We start from the raw sequence: 20289 nt of genomic DNA on the forward strand, positions 1-20289 counted from the left end.
CATGAATGGGCAGGGGTTTCGCAGAGACGTTGCCCGGTTGGTCAAAGAACGGCGCCGTGCAGTGGCTTGCCGCGCGCACCGTCCACATCTATCTGCCGCAAGGTGTGCCTCTCTGTGGACATGGCCTCATGACCCGCCTTAGTTCTTGAGTTCCGTACTCAGGCCCGCTTTGAGCGCCTGCTTCGCGCCTTCCAGGTACGGGGCGGCGGCAGCGTCCACAATACCCAGATCGCTCAGATAGAGTTCTGCGTGCATGATCCCGGTTGCGCGAGCGGCGTTGGAGGTTTTCTGCTGAAGCAGTGCGATGGCATACCAGGTGGAGGCAATCATGCGCACGGAGGCGTAAATAAGATGATCCATCAGCTGCTCCTGCGGCTCTCCTGAAGAGCGTCGGTTACGTTTCCCATGTGGTCGCCAGAAAGGCGGGGCGATTCGCTGGGGTGGCGTGTGCAAACGTGTGTTGCCCGCCTATAGGCGCTCCTCACGTCGAGGTCAGACCCCAAGGTACAAAAACGGCCCTGGCGCAGCCAAGCGCGAGGGCTCCAGGCGTGCCCTGGAGATGTCCGTGCTGGGCCAACGTGAAGGCGGAACAGCCGGCGGGCAGCTCAGGTCGCCGGGGCAGCGGAGACGCGTCGCACCCCGCTCGTTAGGGCCAGGTGGCCGGTCAGCTCGGCATGGTGTGCGGCGGTGATTGGGAGCACGACGCGCCCTTTGAGATACAGGTCGGCGGCACTGTGGACGCTCAGCTGCTGGACATCTTTGAGCAAGACGGTGTAACTGCGGTCACCCGTACTGAAGCGCACCTGATCCATGGTACCGGGCACCCAGGAAAACGTCACGGAAGACGCAGGGGGCATAAGGACCTCACTTTGTCAGAGTCAAAAGCGTGAACTCGAACACGTCATCTTACGCCCCGGTTATGAGTGTGGGACTCGTGCCTCCCCCGGCTGAATTCCACGCTCTTGGCCCGTCCTGTTTGCCAGTGGCGGGCCCAGATCACTGTTTAGGCAGGGCGTCCGGCGATTGATGCGGGGCACAGGAGACGCTCAGCTGGTCCTGTCCATCCTGCTCATCGCCACATTGACGGCGTACACCGGGGCTGCCACTGTTCAATGACCAGAACGCTCACGGCCAGACGGCAGCTTCCCTGACCGGCACAGCTCCGGATGGACCCCGGGTTCAGCGCGGCTGTGGCCTAAGGCCTAGACTGTCGCCTCTTCTCTGCGGCGGCGCTTGGCGCATCCCCCGGTCAGCATCGCGACGAGACCCGAAAGACAAGATGTCTCTTGCAAGAGTCGCTGCAGCCACAAGACATCCCGGCCTGACCAAGCGTTCAAGGCGTTCTCGCGCTACACCTTCCCAACCTACGTGAAGGCCGAGAATGCTGCATTCCAGAAGCCAATCGTGACAATTTTGATAGGCCAGTCCACGAATACTCAAAGCGCATTTATAGCCCTTTCGTGCTGCCTTTGGAAGGCGGAGGTTGATGGCTTCTCTTCAAGCCGGTCTCCGCCTGTTCCTGTCTCCATTCGGAGGATTCATGAAGAAGACCGCGTTTACGCTGACCGTCCTGGCCGCCCTGGCGCTGGGCACCGCCTCCGCCCAGACCACCATCAAGATCGCCAGCCTCAGCCCGCTGTCCGGCGGCCAGAGCGACCTGGGCTCCCAGATTCGCAACGGCGCCCAGCTCGCCGTCAACGAGTACAAGGCCGCGTTCAAAAAGCTCGGCTTCGACCTCGTCCTCGTCCCCTACGACGACCAGGCCGACCCCGCCACCGGCACCTCCGCCGCCAACAAGATCGCCGCTGACCGCCAGATCCTGGCCGTGGTGGGCACCCTGAACAGCGGCGTGGCCATCCCCGCCAGCGCCGTGCTCGTCAAGAGCCGCGTGGCGATGGTCTCGCCGGCCAACACCGCCAACAACGTGACCGACCGTGGCCTGAGCAACATGAACCGCATCGTGGCCCGCGACGACGCCCAGGGCCCTGCCGGTGCCAACTTCATCGCTGGCGACCTGAAGGCCAAGAAGGTTTACGTCCTCAACGACAAGACCGCTTACGGCGAAGGCCTGGCGAAAGCGGTTGAGCAGGCGCTGAAGGCCCAGAACGTGCAGGTCGTGGCGAACGAAGGAACGGAAGAGAAGAGCGACTTCTCGACCATTATTTCCAAGATCCGTCTGCAGCGGCCCGACGCGATTTACTTCGGCGGCATCTACAACCAGGTGGGCGTGTTCATCAAGCAGCTGCGTGAAGCCGGCATCGCCACCCCCGTGGTGGGCGGCGACGGCCTGGACAGCAGCGAACTGCCCGTCATCGTGGGCAAAGCCAACGCCAACAACATCTACTTCACCACCGTCGCCGCACCGATGTCTGCGCTGCCAGCGGCGCGGGTCTTCGCGATGAAATACAAGAACACGTACCGGGATGATATGCAGGGCTTCGGGGCCTTCGGGTACGACGCAGCGAAGGTCGTGGTGCAGGGCGTGCTGAACGCGGTGCGGGCCAACGGCAACAAGCTGCCCAGCCGCGCGCAGGTGGAAAGCGCCATTCGCAAGGGCAGCTACACCGGCCTGCTCTCCGGCAACGTCAGCTTCAACTCCGTCGGCGACCGTAAAGAGGCCAGCTTGTACGTGATGAACGTCAGCGGCGGGGTCATCCGCCTGAAAACCATCACCCGTGTGAGACTCGCGCGGCCCTGAAGATTCTGGCAATTTGAGGACGGTCGGAGAGTGGCCGCCCAGGGTCCCCACGGGCTGCAGGGCGGCCCTCTCATCCTGTCTATGCCGCTGCCACCGGCAGACATTCACCCCGTTCGACCCAGCGCCAGAGGAGGGCTTGCCTTCACTGCCGCTGGGTTCGGCGGCCATAAGAGCCTCCTGTGATTCCCAAGCCAGTGAGGAACAGGGCAGGGGTGCGCCATCTCCCCGTCTTTCTTGTCTTCGCTTTGCGATACAGCTTCCGCGAGTCCGCTCCCGCCTTACCTTCGGGAACAACCGGGTCATTCACGCGGTGTTCGTAGGTACCACCAGCGCCCGCTCCCATTCGCAGGCGTTACGCCCAGGGTCGCGGCGGTGGCCTGAACGCTCAAGACCAGGTTAAGGCGCAGGGAAGGGGCCAGAGGGGCAGATGGTGCGCCCGCCTACGCCGGGCGGCGCCCGAACGCGGCAGCATCGGCCATGCTGCCCGGCTCTCCATCTGCACTGCGCCTGATTGCCCTGCCGCTGGCCCTGCTGGGTGTGGCCCTGGCCCACTACGCCGCGCCTTTGCCCCTCAGTGCGGTGGCCCCGCCCCGCGCGCAGTTTGGCCTGCCGTTCGCCGGACCCCCGGGCCCAGATACGTGGCTTCTGGGGCAGGGCTACGGCAACACCACCGGGGCCTACCGCCAGCGCCGCAGCACCTACGGCAACCTGCAGGGCATTCACGCGGGGCTGGATTTCAGCGCCCCGTGCGGCACACCGGTCCGGGCCATCGGGGACGGTGTGGTGGCCGAGGTGGACGGGCCCCACGGCAGCCCGCCGCACAACCTCGTGATCAACCACGCGGGCAACCTGTCGAGCCTGTACGGCCACCTGCGTGTCCGCTCGCCGCTGCGGGTGGGGCAACAGGTGAAGCGCGGGCAGGTGGTGGGCGAAAGCGGCGACTCGCAGGGCACCTGCGTGAGTGCCCCGCACCTGCACCTGGAACTGCGGGACCGCTCGCACCAGCGGTTTTTCAATCCGCTGCCCTACATCGCCGCCGACTGGAACACCCTGGCGCTGGCCGGTTCCTTTGGGCGCGGCTATCAGTACGACCTGACCCAGCCCCGAAAGTGGCAGTCCCCCGACAGCCAGCCCCCGGCCCTGCGCGGCGGCGCCCTGCTTAACGAGTTCAGAAATCCCTGGCCGCCAGCCCCCGGGGGGGCGCGGTGAAGCGGGCCATGATCAAACGGGTCCTGACCCTGGCCGCGCTGCTGACGGCGCCGGTCCTGGCCGCCACCCTGCCGTCGCGCGCGGTGCTGAGCGGCGAATGCTGCCCCGGCGTGGTCTGGACCCCCGATTCGCGTGCCCTGCTGTTTCTGGACGGGCCTCCGGCGCGGGGCCGCACCGCGATCTATCAGGTGAGCGCAGGCGGGGGGACCGTCACCCAGCGCTTTTCCAGCGTGGCCTTTTTTTCCCCGGCCCTGAAATGGGCGGTGCGGCCCGGAGGCGGCGAGGCCACAACCCTGGAACGGTTGGCCGACGGGCGGCGCTTCACCCTGCCCACGCGTGGGGCCGATGTGACCTGGAACCGCGCCGAAACCCGGGTGGCCTATACGCGCAGCGATACCACCGGCAACTTTGATCGCCGGGCCTCGCGGGTGTTCGTGGCCGATGTCTTCAGCGCGCCCCGGCAGGTCGCCACGCTGTATGGCGGTGGCGTGAGCGCCTGGCTGAGCGACGCCACGCTGCTGTTAAGCGGCAAGCCCACCCCCCAGGCCCGGGACCGCGAACTGTTCACCCTGGACATCCGCAGTGGCGCCCGCCGGGTGCTGCGGCAGGCCCTGAATCTGCGCGCCGTGACGGTCAGCCCGGATGGCCGGTTTGTGGCCTACACCATTGCCTTTGATTCGGCGGCCAGAAACGGCCTGTGGGTCCAGGCCACGGCGGGGGGCACACCACGCGAACTGAACGATTACGGCTCGTACCGCTGGCGGGATGGGGGCCGCCTGCTGCTGATTCCGCTGAACGCGGCAGGAGGGCCCCACGTGCTGCGGCAGTACACCGTGCAGACGGGTGCCTGGGCCACCCTGGGGGACCTGGGTGATCAGGTGCGCCAGAGCGACTGGGGCGTCAGCCCGGACGGCGCGCAGCTGAACTTCCTGAGCGCCAAAGACGGGAATGTCCGGGTGGTGCGCTTGCCGTAAGAGGAGGCCCGGGTCCGGCTAGCCTGCACCTCTCCGATCAGCTGAACATTGATGGGCCGCCACGCGCTTGGGTAAGCAGGTGCGGGCGGTCCGCAGGCCGCTGGGAGAGGAGCAGTCAGCCCTGCTGCTAAACGCCGTTTGGACGTTTGCCAAAGGGGACGATGATCTCTACCGCGTCGCCGTGGTGTCCTTCACGCAAGCTCTATCGCTGGCGGTGGCCCCTATGAAGGGTGACTGACAGGCCGAGCGCCCTGCGTGGCTGGTCCAGCCCGCTCCCCACAAGCTACGGCGCAGAGATGCCCGGAGGACCACGCTTGCCGTCCGGCGAGTGGGCGAACTCGGGGCGCCAGAGAACCACCAGCACCGCTCAAGCGAAGGGCATTCACACCCCTTTCACCCGCTCTCATCTGGCCTATGGTCCCCTCCTGGCCCCACCTGCTAGACTGTCTCGTTTCAGAAGCGGAGGGGTGACCTTACGCATTCAGCAGAATCCTGGGCGGCCCGAAAAAGCCCTGCTGGCCGCACCTTTCAAGGAGTTCCCACCTTGCAGAACAACCTGATCGTTCGCGGCGCCAAGGAGCACAACCTCAAGGACATCACGGTGGAGTTGCCCCGTGACCAGTTCGTGGTGATTACCGGCGTGTCTGGCAGCGGCAAGAGCACCCTGGCCTTCGACACCATCTACGCCGAGGGCCAGCGCCGCTATGTGGAAAGTTTGTCAGCCTACGCCCGGCAGTTCCTGGGCCTGATGGAAAAGCCGGATGTGGAGAGCATCACGGGCCTGTCGCCGGCCATCTCCATTGACCAGAAAACCACCAGCCACAACCCGCGCTCCACCGTGGGCACGGTGACCGAGATTCACGATTACCTGCGCCTGCTGTACGCCCGCGTGGGCACGCCGTACTGCCCCCTCTGTGGCCGCAAGATCGAAAAGCAGAGCCCCAGCGAGATCACGGACCGCCTGCTGTCGGGCTTTGCCGACAAGCGCGCCATTTTGCTGGCCCCGGTGGTGCGCGGGCGCAAGGGCGAGTACCGCAAGCTGTTCGCTGACCTGCGCCGCGAGGGCTTTGCCCGCGTGCGGGTGGACGGCACCCTGTACGAACTGGACGAGGCCGAGAAGCTGAAGCTGGAAAAGTTCGAGAAGCACGACGTGGACGTGGTGGTGGACCGCGTGACCCTGCGCGAAGGGGACCGCCCCCGCATTGCCGAGAGCGTGGAACTGGGGCTGCGCCGAGGCGAGGGCCTGCTGCGCGTGCTGCTCCCCGACGCCGGCGAGGAGGGCGGCGCGCACGAGGAACTGTACTCCGAAAAGTTTGCCTGCCCCGAGCACGGCAGCGTGCTGGAAGAGCTGGAACCCCGTTCGTTCTCCTTTAACTCGCCCTACGGCGCCTGTGGCGACTGCGCGGGCCTGGGCAGCAAGCAGGAATTCAGCCCGGACCTGATCATTGACGAGAAGCTGTCCATTGCCGAGGGGGCCATTCTGCCCTGGAGCAAGAAGGGCACGGGCGGCGGCGTGTACTACTGGGACAAGCTGCAGGCCCTGGCCGAGAACATGGGTTTCAGCGTCAAAGTGCCCTGGCGTGAATTGCCCAAAAAGGCGCAGGAGGCCATTCTGCACGGCCCCGGCGCGCCCTTCGAGGTGGTGTACCGGCGCGGCGGTAAGGAAACCATGCGCTTCATGACCGAGTTCGAGGGCGTGCTGGCGAACCTGGAGCGCCGCTACGCCGACACTGAATCCGAGTTCATGCGCGAGAAGCTCGAAGAGCTGATGGAAATGCGGCCCTGCCCCACCTGCGGCGGCACCCGCTACAAGCCCGAGATTCTGGGCGTGCGGGTGGGCGGCCTGAACATCTCGCAGGCCAGCGGCATGAGCGTGCTGGAAGCCGACGCCTTTTTCACGGCCCTGCAGGACAAGGCCCTGAACCACGACGCCATTGCCCCTTTCCTGAAGGGCCACCTGGGCGGCACGGCCCGGGCCCACGGGCCACTGCGCTACGAATACCAGCTCAACGACTTCGGCGCGGCGGTGTCGGCGCCCATCCTGAAGGCCATCCGCACCCGCCTGAAATTCCTGGTGGATGTGGGCCTGGACTACCTGAGCCTGGACCGCACCGCCAACACGCTGAGCGGGGGAGAGGCGCAGCGCATTCGCCTGGCTACCCAGGTGGGCAGTGGCCTGACCGGCGTATTGTACGTGCTGGACGAGCCCAGCATTGGCCTGCACCCCAAGGACAACGGCCGCCTGATCGGCACCCTGAAGAACCTGCGCGACCTGGGCAACACCCTGCTGGTGGTGGAGCACGACGAGGACACCATGATCGAGGCGGATTACCTCGTGGACATGGGACCCGGCGCCGGGGTGCACGGCGGGCAGGTGGTGGCGGTGGGCACGCCGCAGCAGGTGAAAGAGAACCGCGAGAGCCTGACCGGCAAGTACCTGCGCGGCGAGTTGAAGATCGAGGTGCCCTCACACCGCCGCCGGGGTAACGGCAAGCGCCTGAAGGTCTTCGGCGCCCGCGAACACAACCTGCAGAACGTGGATATTGACATTCCGCTGGGCACGATGACCGTCGTGACCGGCCCCAGCGGCAGCGGCAAGAGCACCCTGATTCACGACATCCTGCACGCCACCCTGGCCCGCGAGCTGAACGGCGCCAAGACTACCCCCGGCCGCTACGACCGGATTGAGGGCATGGACCACCTCGATAAGGTCATTGAGATTGACCAGAGCCCCATTGGGCGCACGCCCCGCAGCAACCCCGCCACCTACACCGGCGTCTTCACGGAGATCCGTGACCTGTTCACCCGCACCCCCGAAGCGCGGCGCCGGGGCTACCAGGCCGGGCGATTCTCCTTCAACGTGAAGGGTGGGCGCTGCGAGCACTGTAAGGGCGACGGCGTCATGAAGATCGAGATGAACTTCCTGCCGGACATCTACGTGCCGTGCGAGGTCTGCAAGGGCGCGCGCTACAACCGCGAGACGCTGGAAGTGAAGTACAACGGCAAGACCATTGCCGACGTGCTGGATCTGACCGTGGAGGACGCCCAGAAGTTCTTCGAGGCCATTCCCGCCATCGAGCGCAAGATGAGCCTGCTGTGCGATGTGGGCCTGGGCTACATGCGCATTGGCCAGCCCAGCACCACCCTGTCCGGCGGCGAGGCCCAGCGCATCAAGCTGGCCAGCGAGCTGAGCAAACGCGCCACCGGCAAGACCATCTACATTCTCGACGAGCCCACCACGGGCCTGCACTTCGAGGACGTGCGCAAGCTGATGGAAGTGCTGCAGCGCCTCGTGGAGGGCGGCAACACCCTGGTCATCATCGAGCACAACCTGGACGTCATGAAGTGCGCCGACCACATCATTGACCTGGGCCCCGAAGGTGGCGTGCGGGGCGGCACCATCGTCGCTGTCGGCACGCCCGAGGAACTGGCCGCCCACCCCACCAGCCACACGGGCGAGTACCTGCGCCGGGTGCCTGGCATTGAACCGGCCCAACTGCGGGCAGAGGCGGCGGAACCGGCCACCGAACCCAAGGCCAAGCGCACCCCGAAAAAGGCCGCCCCCGAGGACGGCGAACTGGTGGCAGCGGCCCCGGCGCGCAAGACTCGTGCTAAGAAAGAAAGCGCATGACCGTTCCGCCCGACCCCCAGTCCCCCGTCACCTCGCCCCAGGCAGAGGCCCAGACCAGCGGGGCCCAGCCAAAGGAAACCCAGGCCACGGAAACGCAGGCCAGCCCGGCGCCCTCCGCCGCGCGGTCCGTGGGCCGCCCCGCCCCGGACACCGAAGCCCCCGCGCCCGTGGCCGCCGTGCTGGAGTCTCCCCGACCGCAGGGCCCCACGCGCGGCACCACCCACGCCCTGATTCACCTGCTGGGCGGGCTGCTGGTGCTGGGGCTGCTGGCCTACTTCATGTGGACCCCGGGCGAGTGGACCACGCGCCTCTTTGCCTGGGTGCTGCTGACCATCCTGGCCGATGAATTTGGCGGCTGGTACGGCTACGCGGGGCTGGCGATGGGCGCGCTGGGCTACCTGAGCCCGGTGGCCCCCCCTGAGCAGTGGTCGGTGATTCTGCCGCTGGTGGGCGGGGCGCTGGGAGGCCTGCTGCTGCTCAAGCACTCGGGGGGCCTGTTTGTGCTGCCTTTTGCGGGGGCGCTGTTTGCCGGCACCCTGCTGGCAGCCGCCCGGCTGGGCACCCGCCTGGACCCGGAACTCACGCTGCCGGCCCGGGTGGACTTTCAGCGTACGGCGCTGGTGGCGCTGGCGCTGGGCCTGCTGGTGAGTGCCGTGCGGCAGATCATTGACTGGGTGCTGCGTGTGCGCGCGCGGCGCCGCCAGCCTGTCCCCCTACCCGGGTAAACCTCCGCTTCTGGCCGCGCCGTCCCTCTGAGCTGCTGGGGACGGCGCGCACCTGTGGTCACGCTGCCCCGGGGGCAACCGGTACACTCGCGCTATGACCAGATTGCAGGGCAACAACCAGAACCGCACCTTCCTCGTGGTGGGCACCCTTGTGGCCGCCGTGCTCATTGCGCTGGCGGTCTTCGCCGTGCAGGGCAAGCCCGCCGCCGGCGCCGCCTTAAAGGCCAACTTCAACTTGGCGGGGCAGCCTTTCGTGGGTCAGGAGAGCGCGCCCGTATCTGTCGTGGTCGTTGAGGATTTCAAGTGCCCGGTGTGCAAGAGCTTTGAAGAGACCATTGCGCCTCAGCTGAAGGAAAAATACGTGGACACTGGCAAGATCAAGCAGTACAGCCTGATCTGGCCCTTCCTGTCGGATACGCGTGGCCTGCCCGCCGACGACAGCAAGTTCGCGGCCCAGGCCGCCAAGTGCGTCTACGACCAGGGCGGCAACGAGGCCTTCGACAGCTTCAAGACCATCATGTTCCGCGCCCAGGGCGACGAAAGCCAAGTCTGGGCCACCAAGACCCGCCTGAAGGATCTGGCGGCCAACGTGGAAGGACTGGATCAGGCCAAGTTCGCCACCTGCCTGGATACCGACGCCACCGCCGCCCGTGTGGACGCCGACGAGAAGCAGGTGAGCGACGCCCGGGTCAACGCCACCCCCACCGTCTTCGTGAACGGCACCCAGGTGATGACTGCCGACGGCAAGCGGGGCAGCTACGCCTTCGAGGACATCAGCCGCGCCATTGACGCAGCGGGCCAGTAAGGTGCGCATGACGCGCGACAACCGCCTCTATCTCGCCTGGGTGGTCTCCCTGGTGGCCACGCTGGGCAGCCTGTATTTCAGCGAGGTGCGGCAGTTCAATCCCTGCATTCTGTGCTGGTTCCAGCGCATCTTCATGTATCCGCTGGCCATCATCCTGGGCATAGCCGCCCTGGGCGGCGACCTGCGCGTGCGCCGCTATGTGCTGCCGCTGGCGGGCATTGGTCTGCTGATCGCCCTGTACCAGAACCTCGAAACCTGGGGCTTGGTGCAAGAACTCAAAGCCTGCAGTACCAACCCTGCCGCCTCATGCGGTACCCCCTGGCCGGTGTGGGGCATGGGCTCGCCCCTGAATACCATCCTCACCATCCCGGTGCTGAGCATGATCGCCTTTACGCTGATCATCGCCCTCCTGAGCTGGCGGCGGGAACCGAAAGGGCTGTAAGCAAAGAGACCACGAGCCACGAGCGCTGGGCGCTGAAGAACAGAGGGGGCAGGCCACACCGGCCACGGCCTCCTTCTCTGTTTTTTCCTCATGGCTCATGGCCCAGAGCCCATGGCCCCCTACACCGGCCGCCCTGCCATCATGAAGCTCGCCGTCATGCCGCCGTCCACCGTCAACACGGCGCCCGTCACGAAGCTGGCCTCGTCGCTGCCCAGGAAATAGACCGTCTGGGCCACTTCGCGCGGCGTGCCCAGGCGGCGCAGGGCGTGCAGGTCCTCGTAGTCGCGCCGGGTCTGGGCGGGGTCGGGGCTTTCCTGAATGCTCTGCAGCACGGCCTCGGTGCTGATCGCGCCGGGGGCCACCGCATTCACCCGCAGACCGTGCGGCGCGAGGTCCAGAGCCATAGCGCGCGTCAGGTTGATCAGGCCGCCCTTGCTGGCGTTGTAGGCGGCGTTGTTCTGTTCGGCGAACAGGCCCTGCACGCTGGCCACGTTCACCACAGCGCCGCCCCGGGGCAGCAGTTCGGCCACAGCGCGGGTCAGCAGCAGCGGGGCGGTCAGGTTCACGTTCAGGGTGCGGGCCCAGCCGCGCTCGCTGACCTCCAGCACGCTGCCGGGAGCGCCCTGATAAGCGGCGTTGTTCACCAGCACCTGCACTTGCCCCAGTTCGCGCGCCGCGCGCACCACGCGCTCGCGCCCCGCCGGCGTGCTGATGTCGGCCTTCACCCGCCGCCCACCCCGCAGCGGCGGCGAGGGCGTCATATCTACGCTCAGCACGCGCCAGCCGCGTTCCAGGTACAGCTCGGCGGTGGCGCGCCCAATCCCCCGCGCCGCGCCCGTCACGATCACCCCAGGAGGAGAGGAAGAGTCGCTCATGCCTCAGTGTCGGGGGCGGGCCGGGGGCACAGGGGGGATTGCCAAGAGTCGCTTAATGGGGTTGTAGGAAGTGGGGAGTGGGATGTAGGGAGTGAAAAAAGAAGGAGGTGAGCTGCCGGGTTTTTCCCACAGCCCACCTCCCACAACCTACAACCCTCTTTACCGCTTGCTGGCCTCAATCAGGGCGGGCACGATCTCGTTGATGTCGCCCACGATGCCGTAGTCGGCGACCTTGAAGATCGGGGCTTCGGCATCCTTGTTGATGGCGATGATGTTCTTGCTCTTGCCCATGCCGCTGAGGTGCTGCACGGCGCCGCTGACGCCCAGGGCGATGTAGGCACCGGGCTGCACGGTCTTGCCGGTCTGGCCCACCTGCTCGGCGTAGGGGCGCCAGCCAGCGTCCACCACGGCGCGTGTGGCGCCCACGCCGGCCCCGAGGGCGTCGGCGAGGCCTTCCACGTACTTGGAAAAGTTTTCGGGGCTGCCCACGCCGCGCCCGCCCGTCACGATCACGTCGGCTTCCGTCAGGGCCACGCGGCTGCTCTTTTCCACGCTCTTGCCGGTGATTTCTACACGCGGAGCGGGCAGGGTCAGTTCCACGTCGTACTGCTCGCCAGCGGCGCCAGCGGGGGTCGCCGCTGCAAACGAGCCGGGCTTGACCGTCACGACCACCACAGGGCCCTCGGCTTCCACGGTTTCGGTCACGCGGGCCAGGTAGGTGTAGCGCTGGCCTTGCAGGGCGGCGCCACTGGCTTTCAGGCTGGTCACGTCTTCCAGGTACGGGGCGTCCAGCTTCACGGCCACGCGCGGCGCGTACTCGCGGCCCGAACGGCTGCCGCCAATGATGACGGTGTGGGCTTCGCCTTCCTGGGCAATTTGGGTCGCTGCCGCTGCCCAGGTTTCCGCGTTGTAGGTGGCCAGCTGGGGCAGGTCAGCCACCAGCACCTGGTCAGCCACAGCGGCGGCCTCGGTGGCAATGGCAGAGACATTCTGGCCCAGCACCAGCACCGTGATGGGGCCCTCACGGCCCGATTCGCGCGCGGCCGTTACCATTTCCAGGGTGGCCTTGCCCAGCTTGCCAGCGGCGTGTTCAGCAACAATCAGGATCATCTGGGAACCTCCGGTTCCATCAAAGGTCAAAGGGTTGAAGGGTCAAGAAGGCCGGGCACTGAAGGCCAGACCGCCCGGTCTGGTTAAGCCAGCACCTTGGCTTCGTTGCGCAGCAGCTCCAGCAGCTGGGCGGCGGCGGCCTGGGGGTCCTTGCCGTCAATCATGGTGTTGCGCCGGGCGCGGGTCTGGATCTCGGCGCCCACGGTGCGCACGCGCGCCTGCAAGCCGTAGCTGGCCGCGTCGTCCTTGCGCAGCTCCTTTTTCTTGGCCTTCATGATGTTGGGCAGCGTGGGGTAACGCGGCTCGTTCAGGCCCTGCTGCGTGGTGACCACGGCAGGCAGGGTGACCCGGAAGCTCTCGTTGCCGTCGTCCACATCGTGGCGGCCACTCAAGGTGTCGCCGTCCAGTTTCAGTTCGTTGGTCCAAGTCAGCTGGGGCCAGCCCAGGCGCTCAGCGCTGGCCGCACCCAGGGCCTGCGAGTCCCAGTCGGCTTCCTGGCCGCCCACCAGAATCAGGCCCACGTTCTCGGCCTGGGCCACCTGGGCCACCACCTTGCTGAGGGTCACGGCGTCAAACTGTTCGTTGGTCTCGACGTGAATGGCGCGGTCCACGCCCATCGCCAGGGCAGTGCGCAGGGCGTCCTCGTTGCGCTTGGGGCCAATGGCCAGGGCAATGATCTGCTCCACGCCTGCGCCGCTTTCGCGCATACGCAGAGCCTCTTCCACGCCGTACTCATCCATGCCGTCCACCACCAGGGTGGTGCCATCGAGGTCAACAGCCTGCTGGCTGATCTTCACGCGCGCTTCGGCGTCGGGCACTTGGCGAACAAGGGTCAGGATATTCATGCAGCCTCCGAAATAAAGGTTGGGGAAGGTGATGCTGGCGTGCCCAGCATGACAAATTGGACTCAGTTCAAGTTTAGCAGTTCATGCCAACCCTGACCAGTGTGCCCGAAGACAGAACGGGGCGCAGCCTGTGGCGTCCCCGCCGCGCAGACAGAGGTGGGATTAGGCGCGTTGGTGAAGCGTGCAAAGCATTGTGGAGATGGGATCGTTGACAGGGCGACCTGTGGTGGCCTGCCACTCTCAGTGAGCACAACACCTGCCGACCCTTCTCACCTGTCCCGAAATGTTGATGAGAGGCGCGTCCGCTGCGGCCTACCTGCTGGCCCGGTTTCATCGGACACGAAGCAGGCCAGGACTACGCACTTCAAGGGGTTTTTCTGTCCTCCTAAAGCCTTGCGCTAATCCAGAGGCAACCTTTAGGCAGCGCGAGTTCTTAATGTCGCGTCAACTCCCTCACGGAAGTTTCTCATGTTCACCCCCGAGGCTACTTCTCATGAAGATGCTTCTCCCCGCGACCCTCCTGACCCTCGTTGCCGGCACCGCTGGCGCCCAGTCCCTGAGCGGCGTTGAGCTTGGCCTGACGGGCGGCTACGCTGGCGGCCTCAGCGGCGAGTTCTTTGTGCATGCCCCCAACGTGGTGGGCCCCATCGGCGTGAAGGCGGGCGTGGCCTACACCCGCGCTGCGGACGCGATCAATGACAGCAGCGATCTGGGCGTCGGGCCCTTCAGCTCCTACAAGGCCGCTGGCGCCACGGAGAATGGCAGCCACACCGTCGCCAGCCTGGACGGCACCTACAACGTGGGTGAACTGGCCCCCGGCGTGAGCACCGCCCTGTATGCAGGCGCCCGTTACGGCATGTTCCGCAGCACCGAGGACTACGGCGCCACCGGCAACACCACCTACACCAGCAACGCCTTTGGTCTGGGCGCGGGCGTGATGCTCAGCTACGCTCTGACGGGTAACCTGAGCCTTGTGGGCGACGTGGGCGTGGATACGTTCTTCAAGTCCACCATCAACGCCACCACCACCAGTGGCAGCGGCAGCACGAACACCACCATCAACCAGGGCGACTCGCTGTACAACACCATCGACAACCGTTTCGTGCGCCCCGGCACCGTGTTCAAGGCGCGCATCGGCGTCAAGACCACGTTCTAAACCTCGCTTGCCAGACCGGCCTCCTGTGTGGGGCCGGTTTTTTTGGCGCTCTCCAGATGCTGGCGCAGGAGCTCAAAGGCGGCCACCACACGGGGAAACCCCAGGTACGGCGCGCACATCAGCAGGGCGCCGCGCACCTCGGCTTCGGTGGCGCCCGCGTTCAGGGCCCCGCGCAGATGGGTGCGCAGTTCGGGCGGGCTGCCCAGCGAGACCAGCAGCGCGCAGGCGATCAGCTCCTTGGTCTTCAGGTCCAGCCCAGGGCGGTCATACACCGTGTCGTAGGCGTAGCTCTGGATGTCGTGGGCCAGATCGGGGTCCAGGTCGCGCAGGCGCGCCAGGATGCGGTCCTGCTGGGCACCGAAAATGATGTCGCGGGCATGGGGGGTGTCGTTCATGGGCCCACGGTAGCGAGGTCGGGGGCGCGAAAGAAGCCCGTAACACCCCGCGCGCTACAGTTCTCGCGGAGAGCCGTCCTTTTCGTTCAGGTCCTGGCGCTGCCCCCCGATTCGCAGGTGTGGCGCAGATGTGAACGGATCGTAAGGTTTCCCCTGCCTGACACGCCAGCGCGGCGATAGTCTACCCTCAAGGTGGTTCACCGCCATGTTCACTGTCCGGGCGCTGCCGTCCTGCTGCACCCTGCCGCCGCTTTTTCGCGCCCTCGCGCTTGCTCTGGGGGTTACCCATGAACAGATACGACGACCGCGCCCGCCTCGTGTTTCACTATGCCCGGGAAGAAGGCAACCGCCTGGGCCACGCCATGGTGGGTCCCGAACATCTCCTGCTGGGCCTGATGCGCGAGGGCGGCACCGCCGCCAGCATCCTGGGTGAATTTGGCGCCTCGCTTGACGGCCTGCGCCGCCGCGTCGAGGAAATCATCGGACGTGGCGAAGGCAACCGCCTGAACGACGCCCCCAGCATCACCCCGCGCGCCCGCCGCGTGATGGAACTGGCCAGCACCGAAGCCCGCGCCCTGGGCGCCCAGGTGACCAGCACCGAGCACATCCTGCTGGGCATCATCCGCGAGGGCGACGGCGTGGCCTTCCGCATCCTGCAGGAGCTGACCAAGGATGTGGACACCATCCGCTGGCGCATCCTGGCGCAGGGCGAAGGCACCGGCACCAAGCCCGCCAAGCCGGTCGCCACGCCCTTTCTGGACGAGTACGGCCGCGACCTGACCAAGTGGGCGCGCGAGGGCAAGCTCGACCCCGTGATTGGCCGCAGTGAGGAAATCCGCCGCGTCACCCAGATCCTCACCCGCCGCACCAAGAACAACCCGGTGCTGATCGGTGACCCCGGCGTGGGCAAGACCGCCATCGTGGAAGGACTGGCCCTGGCGATTCACGAGAAGCGCACGCCGCCCAACCTGCACGGCGTCCGCCTCGTTAGTCTGGACCTGAGCGGCGTGGTGGCCGGCACCAAGTACCGGGGCGAATTTGAAGAGCGCCTGCGCCAGATCATCGAGGAACTGCGCAACGCCAAGGTGATGGCCTTTATTGACGAGCTGCACACCCTGGTGGGGGCGGGCGGCGCCGAGGGCACGCTGGACGCCGCGAACATCCTGAAGCCCGCACTGAGCCGTGGGGAAATTCAGGTGATTGGCGCGACCACCACCGGCGAATACCACCGCTACATCGAGAAGGACGCCGCCCTGGAACGCCGCTTCCAGCCGGTGATCGTGCTGGAACCCAGCCCCGCCGAAACGCTGCAGATTCTGCGCGGCCTGAAGCCCAAGTACGAGGAACACCACGGGGTGCAGATTCCCGAGCAGGCGCTGGAACTGGCCGTGCGCATCGGTGAACGGTCCCTGCCGGGCCGCAACTTCCCCGACAAGGCCATTGACCTGATTGACGAGGCTGCCAGCCGCGTGCGCCTGAACATGAGCATTGGCCTGCCGGTGGCCGAAACCGAGGACGGCGAGCCCTTCGTGACCCGCGAGGACATCGAGAGCGTCATCAACTCCATGGGCGGGATCTACTCCGAGGAGACGGCGGCGCAACTGGCCGACCTGGAAACGCAGCTGACCGACCAGGTGTACGGCCAGCCCGACGCCATCCGGGCCCTGAGCAGCGCCCTGCGCCGCGCCCGCGTGGGCCTGGGGGGCCGCACCCGCGTGGCCGCCAGCTTCCTGTTCGTGGGGCCCAGCGGCGTGGGCAAGACGCACCTTGCCAAGGCATTGGCCCGCACCCTGTTCGGCAGCGAGCGCAGCCTGATCCGCATGGACATGAGCGAGTTCCAGGAAAGCCACTCGGTGAGCAAGCTGATTGGCTCGCCGCCTGGCTACGTGGGCTTTGAGCAGGGGGGCCGCCTGACCGAAGCGGTGCGCCGCCAGCCCTTCAGCGTGATTCTGCTGGACGAAATTGAAAAGGCCCACCCAGACGTGTACAACACCTTCTTGCAGGTGCTGGACGACGGCCGCCTGACCGATGGTCTGGGCCGCACGGTGGATTTCCGCCGCACGATCATCATCATGACCAGCAACACGGGCTTTAACGTGAACCCCACGGTGGGCTTCAGCCCGGTGACACCTGACAACAACGCGCCGCTGCGCCACATCTTTACCCCGGAATTCCTGGACCGCCTGGACGAAGTGATTCGCTTCAAGTCGCTGGGCGAGGAAGAACTGGTGCGGGTGGCCCAGCAGCTGATGGGCGAGATGCGCGAGGAACTGGCCAGCCGCGAACTGACCGTGACCTTCGACCCCGCCATTGCCGCGTGGCTGGTGGGCAAGCTCAAGGCCCGCAGCCCCAAGCACGCCGTGGGCAGCAGCCGCCAACTGCGCACGCTGGTCCGCGAGGAAATCGAGGACCCGCTGGCGCTGGAACTGGCGCACAACCACGGCGAGGAAGTCCGCGTGGTGCTGGGCCAGGACGGCATTCAGTTTGAGAAAGGCGAGGAAGCCGCGCCAAGGCAGATTCTGGCGTAAAGTGCTACATAAGTGAAACGCATCAGGATGGGAGAGATAATCTCTTCCATCCTGACTTCTACTGCATGGGTTACTGGATTAGCTGCCCAGTTTATTTGCGATATAAGGTAAGAAAGCTGCTACGCCAGGGAGAAGGAGAGGTACCATCTTCTCGAAACTTGCCATATCGTTCTTGGTGCTGAGAGCCCAAAAACCATATCGAGCCGCGAAGGCATATGTCAGAATCGTTGCAAAAAGACCAATCATAGCAATGACTCGGCCCACACTTATATCCTTGTTGTTCTTTGGATCTCTGACCAAAGGTTGAAATATCTTCGTGAAAGATAGAGTCAGTAAAATTATGCTACCAATCCCCAAAATCCAAGCATAAGCTCCGTAATTGAGGGCAGGGGAGAATGAAGCCTCTCCTTTCTTAAAGATTTGATTACACTCGGGAGTGATTATTCTCTCGTAATTTTTTAATATCTCGAGCTGAACTTCTTTGCCAAGCGTGTTGAAGTCTGCACCCAATTGCTGTTTAACGCACTGGGAGAGTGTAGTTTGTGGTGCAGTGGCTGCTTCTCCGATGGGTGGCAACGACAACGAGACGAGAAAGACACCGTGAAGAAGGCCGAGTCGACGGATGGGCATAAAGGCACGCTCCTTCTGGCCATTTGGCCACACGTTTTGTTGAATTTCTCACATTGTAGCACGGATTTCAGAGAAATGAGGTGGGGTGCAACTTGATAAACCTCTGGAACGCATACCATGCTGCTCTATGACGAAGAGCATTCACGATTTCCAGGACGAACACGGCCGCATCACCGGGTGGCCCAGCGACCGCCGCCGCGCGCACCAGCTGGCCATTCTGGATTACCTGACCGGCCTGTTTGATCCGGGCGTGTCCTATGACCAGGGGCAGGTGGAAGGCGTGCTGGCCGACCACAGCACCTTCGAAGACCCCAGCATTCTGCTGAGGGAACTGGTGGAGAGCGATTACCTCGCCACCGACGGTCAGGTGTACTGGCGCGCCGATGGCCGCCCGGGCACCCGCGTGGCCAGCCCAGGTGAGCGTGGCTAAGGTCCGCGCCAGTTACATCTGCACCAGCTGCGGGTATCAGGCGGCCAAACCGCTGGGCCGCTGCCCCAACTGCCAGGCGTGGAACTCGTTTGAGGAAGAAGCCCCGGCCCTCGTCCCTGGAAAAGCAGGCCGGGGCGGGGCCTACGGCGGCGTGGTGGGCGGCAAGCTCACGGCGCTGTCTACCGTGGGGCGGCGCGAGGAACCCCGCACCCCCAGCGGCATTCCTGAACTGGACCGCGTGCTGGGCGGCGGGCTGGTGGCGGGCGGCGTGACCCTGATCGGCGGCGAGCCCGGCATTGGCAAAAGCACGCTGCTGTTGCAGGTGGCTGACCGGGTGGCCCGCGCCAGCGGCCCCGTGCTGTACGTTGCGGGCGAGGAATCGCTGGAGCAAATCAGGTTGCGCGCCGACCGCCTGGGCGTGGAGGCCGAAATTCAGCTCACCCGCGACACCCGCGCCGAGCACGTGGCCGCCCTGATGGCCGAGCACAAGCCCGCGCTGTGCATCGTGGACAGCATTCAGACCGTCACTGTGGAGGGTGAGGGTGCCCCCGGCGGTGTGGCCCAGGTGCGCGACGGCACCTCCCTGCTAACCCGCGCGGCCAAGGAAACAGGCACCGCGACCGTGCTGGTGGGCCACGTGACCAAGGACGGCACGGTGGCCGGGCCCAAGGTCATGGAGCACATCGTGGACACCACGGTCTTTCTGGAATCGGTGGGGGCGTACCGCCTGCTGCGCAGCGTGAAAAACCGCTTCGGGCAGGCTGGGGAACTGGGCGTGTTCGAGATGCGCGGCGAGGGCCTGATGGCCGTGGAAAACCCCAGCGCCGCGTTCCTGGCCGAGCGGCCTCTGGGCGTGCCGGGCAGCGTGGTGGCTTCCACCATTGACGGCCAGCGGCCCATGCTGCTGGAGGTGCAGGCCCTGGCCAGCAAAACGCCCTACCCCAACGCCCGGCGCGTGGTGGTGGGCCTGGACCCCCGGCGCGTGGACGTGGTGCTGGCGGTGCTGGAACGCCGGCTGGATCTGACGCTGGGCGGGCTGGACGTGTACGTGAACCTCGCCGGCGGCCTGAAGGTGCCGGACCCGGGGCTGGACCTCGCGGTGGCGCTGGCGGTGTACTCGGCGGTGGTGGGGCGCGCCCTGCCCGGCAATGTGGCGGTGTTTGGCGAGGTGGGGCTGGCGGGCGAGGTCCGCTCCACCCAGGCCGCCCTGCGGCGAGCGGAGGAAGCCAGGCGGGCGGGCTACGAGCGCCTGATCGTGCCGCCGGGGTTGGATGGCAGTCCCGGGGTCAAAAGCGTGGAAGAGGCTGTGGGGGCGGTGTGGGGTGGGGCGAAGGCGTAGGCGGGTTGTTGAGGTTCCTGCACTTGCCCCACCCCCCCAGCCCCCCTACCCCGGAGGGGCAGGGGGGAGTTTTTCCGCTGCGCTCGGCAAAAGTTTCTACTGATGTTGGTCGGCTTGCTCAACCAAGAGACGTATCCGGCTTCGACGCCATCCTCCGCCCCATCGCAATGGCCCGCGCCCTTCGGGCACGACGGCCTCGTCTGGACCTGGGCGGTAGGGGGGCAAGAAACCTTGGTGCGTCCCAGAAGGTTCTACTTTCAAAAGATGGTGAAGTGAAGCAGCCGTGTTCTTGCTCCTCCCCCTGCGCTTCCGGTCGCTTCTACTCATCGGCTTGAATAGGGGCACCAAACGCCTGAACGCTGGCCGGCATGAAACGCTCTGGGTCAAGGTTTCGCGGGTCCAAAGAGTCGCTGCCAGTGCTCCGCTCCTCTCCGTCTATGTGCCAGCGCCGCCTTCTCAACCTGAGAGGCGGCGCTAGGCTGTTGCGGGGTTTCCTG

The 20289-nt window shown here is 65.8% G+C and carries 18 protein-coding genes; 11 read left to right on the forward strand and 7 right to left on the reverse strand.

Annotation, left to right across the window (positions count from 1 at the left end):
- Positions 1 to 138 precede the first annotated feature (138 nt).
- Both KMW22_RS01920 and KMW22_RS01925 read right to left on the reverse strand, forming a co-directional pair.
- Positions 139 to 360: a hypothetical protein gene (locus KMW22_RS01920; RefSeq protein WP_221088307.1), complete on the reverse strand. Its 222-nt coding sequence runs from the start codon at positions 358 to 360 to the stop codon at positions 139 to 141.
- 245 nt (positions 361 to 605) lie between these two features.
- Complete coding sequence (locus KMW22_RS01925) at positions 606 to 857, reverse strand: hypothetical protein (RefSeq protein ID WP_221088308.1); 252 nt, start codon at positions 855 to 857, stop codon at positions 606 to 608.
- Between the two features lie 683 nt (positions 858 to 1540).
- Between KMW22_RS01925 and KMW22_RS01930 the strand changes: the two genes are divergently transcribed.
- The 7 genes from KMW22_RS01930 to KMW22_RS01960 all read left to right on the forward strand — a co-directional run bounded on the left by KMW22_RS01930 (position 1541) and on the right by KMW22_RS01960 (position 10484).
- Positions 1541 to 2698, forward strand: a complete 1158-nt coding sequence (locus tag KMW22_RS01930) for a branched-chain amino acid ABC transporter substrate-binding protein (protein WP_221088309.1) — start codon at positions 1541 to 1543, stop codon at positions 2696 to 2698.
- 477 nt (positions 2699 to 3175) lie between these two features.
- Positions 3176 to 3907, forward strand: coding sequence for a M23 family metallopeptidase (locus tag KMW22_RS01935; RefSeq protein WP_221088310.1), 732 nt, complete (start codon positions 3176 to 3178; stop codon positions 3905 to 3907).
- Positions 3908 to 3915: 8 nt separating this feature from the next.
- The gene (locus KMW22_RS01940) at positions 3916 to 4881 is read left to right on the forward strand and encodes a TolB-like translocation protein (RefSeq protein ID WP_221088311.1); all 966 of its coding nucleotides are present in this window, start codon (positions 3916 to 3918) and stop codon (positions 4879 to 4881) included.
- A 544-nt stretch (positions 4882 to 5425) separates the two neighbouring features.
- A complete protein-coding gene (uvrA, locus tag KMW22_RS01945; protein WP_221088312.1) occupies positions 5426 to 8512 on the forward strand; it encodes an excinuclease ABC subunit UvrA in 3087 nt (1028 codons plus the stop codon).
- Complete coding sequence (locus tag KMW22_RS01950) at positions 8509 to 9237, forward strand: hypothetical protein (RefSeq protein ID WP_221088313.1); 729 nt, start codon at positions 8509 to 8511, stop codon at positions 9235 to 9237. Before uvrA ends, KMW22_RS01950 begins: the two co-directional genes overlap by 4 nt.
- Before the next feature lie 94 nt (positions 9238 to 9331).
- On the forward strand, positions 9332 to 10042 hold the full coding sequence (locus KMW22_RS01955; protein ID WP_221088314.1) for a DsbA family protein: 711 nt from the start codon (positions 9332 to 9334) through the stop codon (positions 10040 to 10042).
- A gap of 7 nt (positions 10043 to 10049) precedes the next feature.
- The gene (locus tag KMW22_RS01960; RefSeq protein ID WP_221088315.1) at positions 10050 to 10484 is read left to right on the forward strand and encodes a disulfide bond formation protein B; all 435 of its coding nucleotides are present in this window, start codon (positions 10050 to 10052) and stop codon (positions 10482 to 10484) included.
- Between the two features lie 119 nt (positions 10485 to 10603).
- Here KMW22_RS01960 and KMW22_RS01965 read toward each other — a convergent pair whose 3' ends face one another.
- The 3 genes from KMW22_RS01965 to KMW22_RS01975 all read right to left on the reverse strand — a co-directional run bounded on the left by KMW22_RS01965 (position 10604) and on the right by KMW22_RS01975 (position 13314).
- Positions 10604 to 11359: an SDR family NAD(P)-dependent oxidoreductase gene (locus KMW22_RS01965; protein WP_221088316.1), complete on the reverse strand. Its 756-nt coding sequence runs from the start codon at positions 11357 to 11359 to the stop codon at positions 10604 to 10606.
- Positions 11360 to 11518: 159 nt separating this feature from the next.
- Positions 11519 to 12469: an electron transfer flavoprotein subunit alpha/FixB family protein gene (locus KMW22_RS01970; RefSeq protein WP_221088317.1), complete on the reverse strand. Its 951-nt coding sequence runs from the start codon at positions 12467 to 12469 to the stop codon at positions 11519 to 11521.
- An 83-nt stretch (positions 12470 to 12552) separates the two neighbouring features.
- On the reverse strand, positions 12553 to 13314 hold the full coding sequence (locus KMW22_RS01975; RefSeq protein WP_221088318.1) for an electron transfer flavoprotein subunit beta/FixA family protein: 762 nt from the start codon (positions 13312 to 13314) through the stop codon (positions 12553 to 12555).
- Between the two features lie 493 nt (positions 13315 to 13807).
- On the opposite strand from KMW22_RS01975, the gene KMW22_RS01980 reads away from it, so the two are divergent.
- Positions 13808 to 14470 carry an alpha/beta hydrolase family protein gene (locus KMW22_RS01980; RefSeq protein ID WP_221088319.1) on the forward strand — a complete coding sequence of 221 codons (663 nt, stop codon included), beginning with the start codon at positions 13808 to 13810 and terminating at the stop codon, positions 14468 to 14470.
- Here KMW22_RS01980 and KMW22_RS01985 read toward each other — a convergent pair.
- Complete coding sequence (locus KMW22_RS01985) at positions 14467 to 14865, reverse strand: carboxymuconolactone decarboxylase family protein (RefSeq protein ID WP_221088320.1); 399 nt, start codon at positions 14863 to 14865, stop codon at positions 14467 to 14469. The two genes, KMW22_RS01980 and KMW22_RS01985, sit on opposite strands and share 4 nt — an antisense overlap.
- 287 nt (positions 14866 to 15152) lie before the next feature.
- Between KMW22_RS01985 and KMW22_RS01990 the strand changes: the two genes are divergently transcribed.
- Positions 15153 to 17393 (forward strand): ATP-dependent Clp protease ATP-binding subunit, encoded by a 2241-nt coding sequence (locus KMW22_RS01990; protein WP_221088321.1) that lies wholly within the window; start codon positions 15153 to 15155, stop codon positions 17391 to 17393.
- 78 nt (positions 17394 to 17471) lie between these two features.
- Here KMW22_RS01990 and KMW22_RS01995 read toward each other — a convergent pair whose 3' ends face one another.
- On the reverse strand, positions 17472 to 18023 hold the full coding sequence (locus KMW22_RS01995) for a hypothetical protein (RefSeq protein ID WP_221088322.1): 552 nt from the start codon (positions 18021 to 18023) through the stop codon (positions 17472 to 17474).
- 127 nt (positions 18024 to 18150) lie between these two features.
- Between KMW22_RS01995 and KMW22_RS02000 the strand changes: the two genes are divergently transcribed.
- Positions 18151 to 18453: a DUF2087 domain-containing protein gene (locus KMW22_RS02000; protein WP_221088323.1), complete on the forward strand. Its 303-nt coding sequence runs from the start codon at positions 18151 to 18153 to the stop codon at positions 18451 to 18453.
- A complete protein-coding gene (gene radA / locus KMW22_RS02005; protein ID WP_221088324.1) occupies positions 18446 to 19792 on the forward strand; it encodes a DNA repair protein RadA in 1347 nt (448 codons plus the stop codon). The genes KMW22_RS02000 and radA overlap by 8 nt, the downstream gene beginning before the upstream one ends.
- Positions 19793 to 20289: the final 497 nt, after the last annotated feature.

It is taken from the genome of Deinococcus aquaedulcis (assembly GCF_019693445.1).
Classification (GTDB): Bacteria; Deinococcota; Deinococci; order Deinococcales; family Deinococcaceae; genus Deinococcus; species Deinococcus aquaedulcis.

Bases quoted from the DNA above. Each gene is read 5' to 3' on its own strand.
- KMW22_RS01965 (WP_221088316.1), bottom strand. From the start codon at position 11,359: ATGAGCGACTCTTCCTCTCCTCCTGGGGTGATCGTGACGGGCGCGGCG.
- KMW22_RS01930 (WP_221088309.1), top strand. From the start codon at position 1,541: ATGAAGAAGACCGCGTTTACGCTGACCGTCCTGGCCGCCCTGGCGCTG.
- KMW22_RS01980 (WP_221088319.1), top strand. From the start codon at position 13,808: ATGAAGATGCTTCTCCCCGCGACCCTCCTGACCCTCGTTGCCGGCACC.
- KMW22_RS01970 (WP_221088317.1), bottom strand. From the start codon at position 12,469: ATGATCCTGATTGTTGCTGAACACGCCGCTGGCAAGCTGGGCAAGGCC.
- KMW22_RS01990 (WP_221088321.1), top strand. From the start codon at position 15,153: ATGAACAGATACGACGACCGCGCCCGCCTCGTGTTTCACTATGCCCGG.
- KMW22_RS01925 (WP_221088308.1), bottom strand. From the start codon at position 857: ATGCCCCCTGCGTCTTCCGTGACGTTTTCCTGGGTGCCCGGTACCATG.
- KMW22_RS01960 (WP_221088315.1), top strand. From the start codon at position 10,050: ATGACGCGCGACAACCGCCTCTATCTCGCCTGGGTGGTCTCCCTGGTG.
- KMW22_RS01920 (WP_221088307.1), bottom strand. From the start codon at position 360: ATGGATCATCTTATTTACGCCTCCGTGCGCATGATTGCCTCCACCTGG.
- KMW22_RS02000 (WP_221088323.1), top strand. From the start codon at position 18,151: ATGACGAAGAGCATTCACGATTTCCAGGACGAACACGGCCGCATCACC.
- KMW22_RS01955 (WP_221088314.1), top strand. From the start codon at position 9,332: ATGACCAGATTGCAGGGCAACAACCAGAACCGCACCTTCCTCGTGGTG.
- KMW22_RS01975 (WP_221088318.1), bottom strand. From the start codon at position 13,314: ATGAATATCCTGACCCTTGTTCGCCAAGTGCCCGACGCCGAAGCGCGC.
- KMW22_RS01985 (WP_221088320.1), bottom strand. From the start codon at position 14,865: ATGAACGACACCCCCCATGCCCGCGACATCATTTTCGGTGCCCAGCAG.
- KMW22_RS01940 (WP_221088311.1), top strand. From the start codon at position 3,916: ATGATCAAACGGGTCCTGACCCTGGCCGCGCTGCTGACGGCGCCGGTC.
- KMW22_RS01950 (WP_221088313.1), top strand. From the start codon at position 8,509: ATGACCGTTCCGCCCGACCCCCAGTCCCCCGTCACCTCGCCCCAGGCA.
- KMW22_RS01935 (WP_221088310.1), top strand. From the start codon at position 3,176: ATGCTGCCCGGCTCTCCATCTGCACTGCGCCTGATTGCCCTGCCGCTG.
- KMW22_RS01995 (WP_221088322.1), bottom strand. From the start codon at position 18,023: ATGCCCATCCGTCGACTCGGCCTTCTTCACGGTGTCTTTCTCGTCTCG.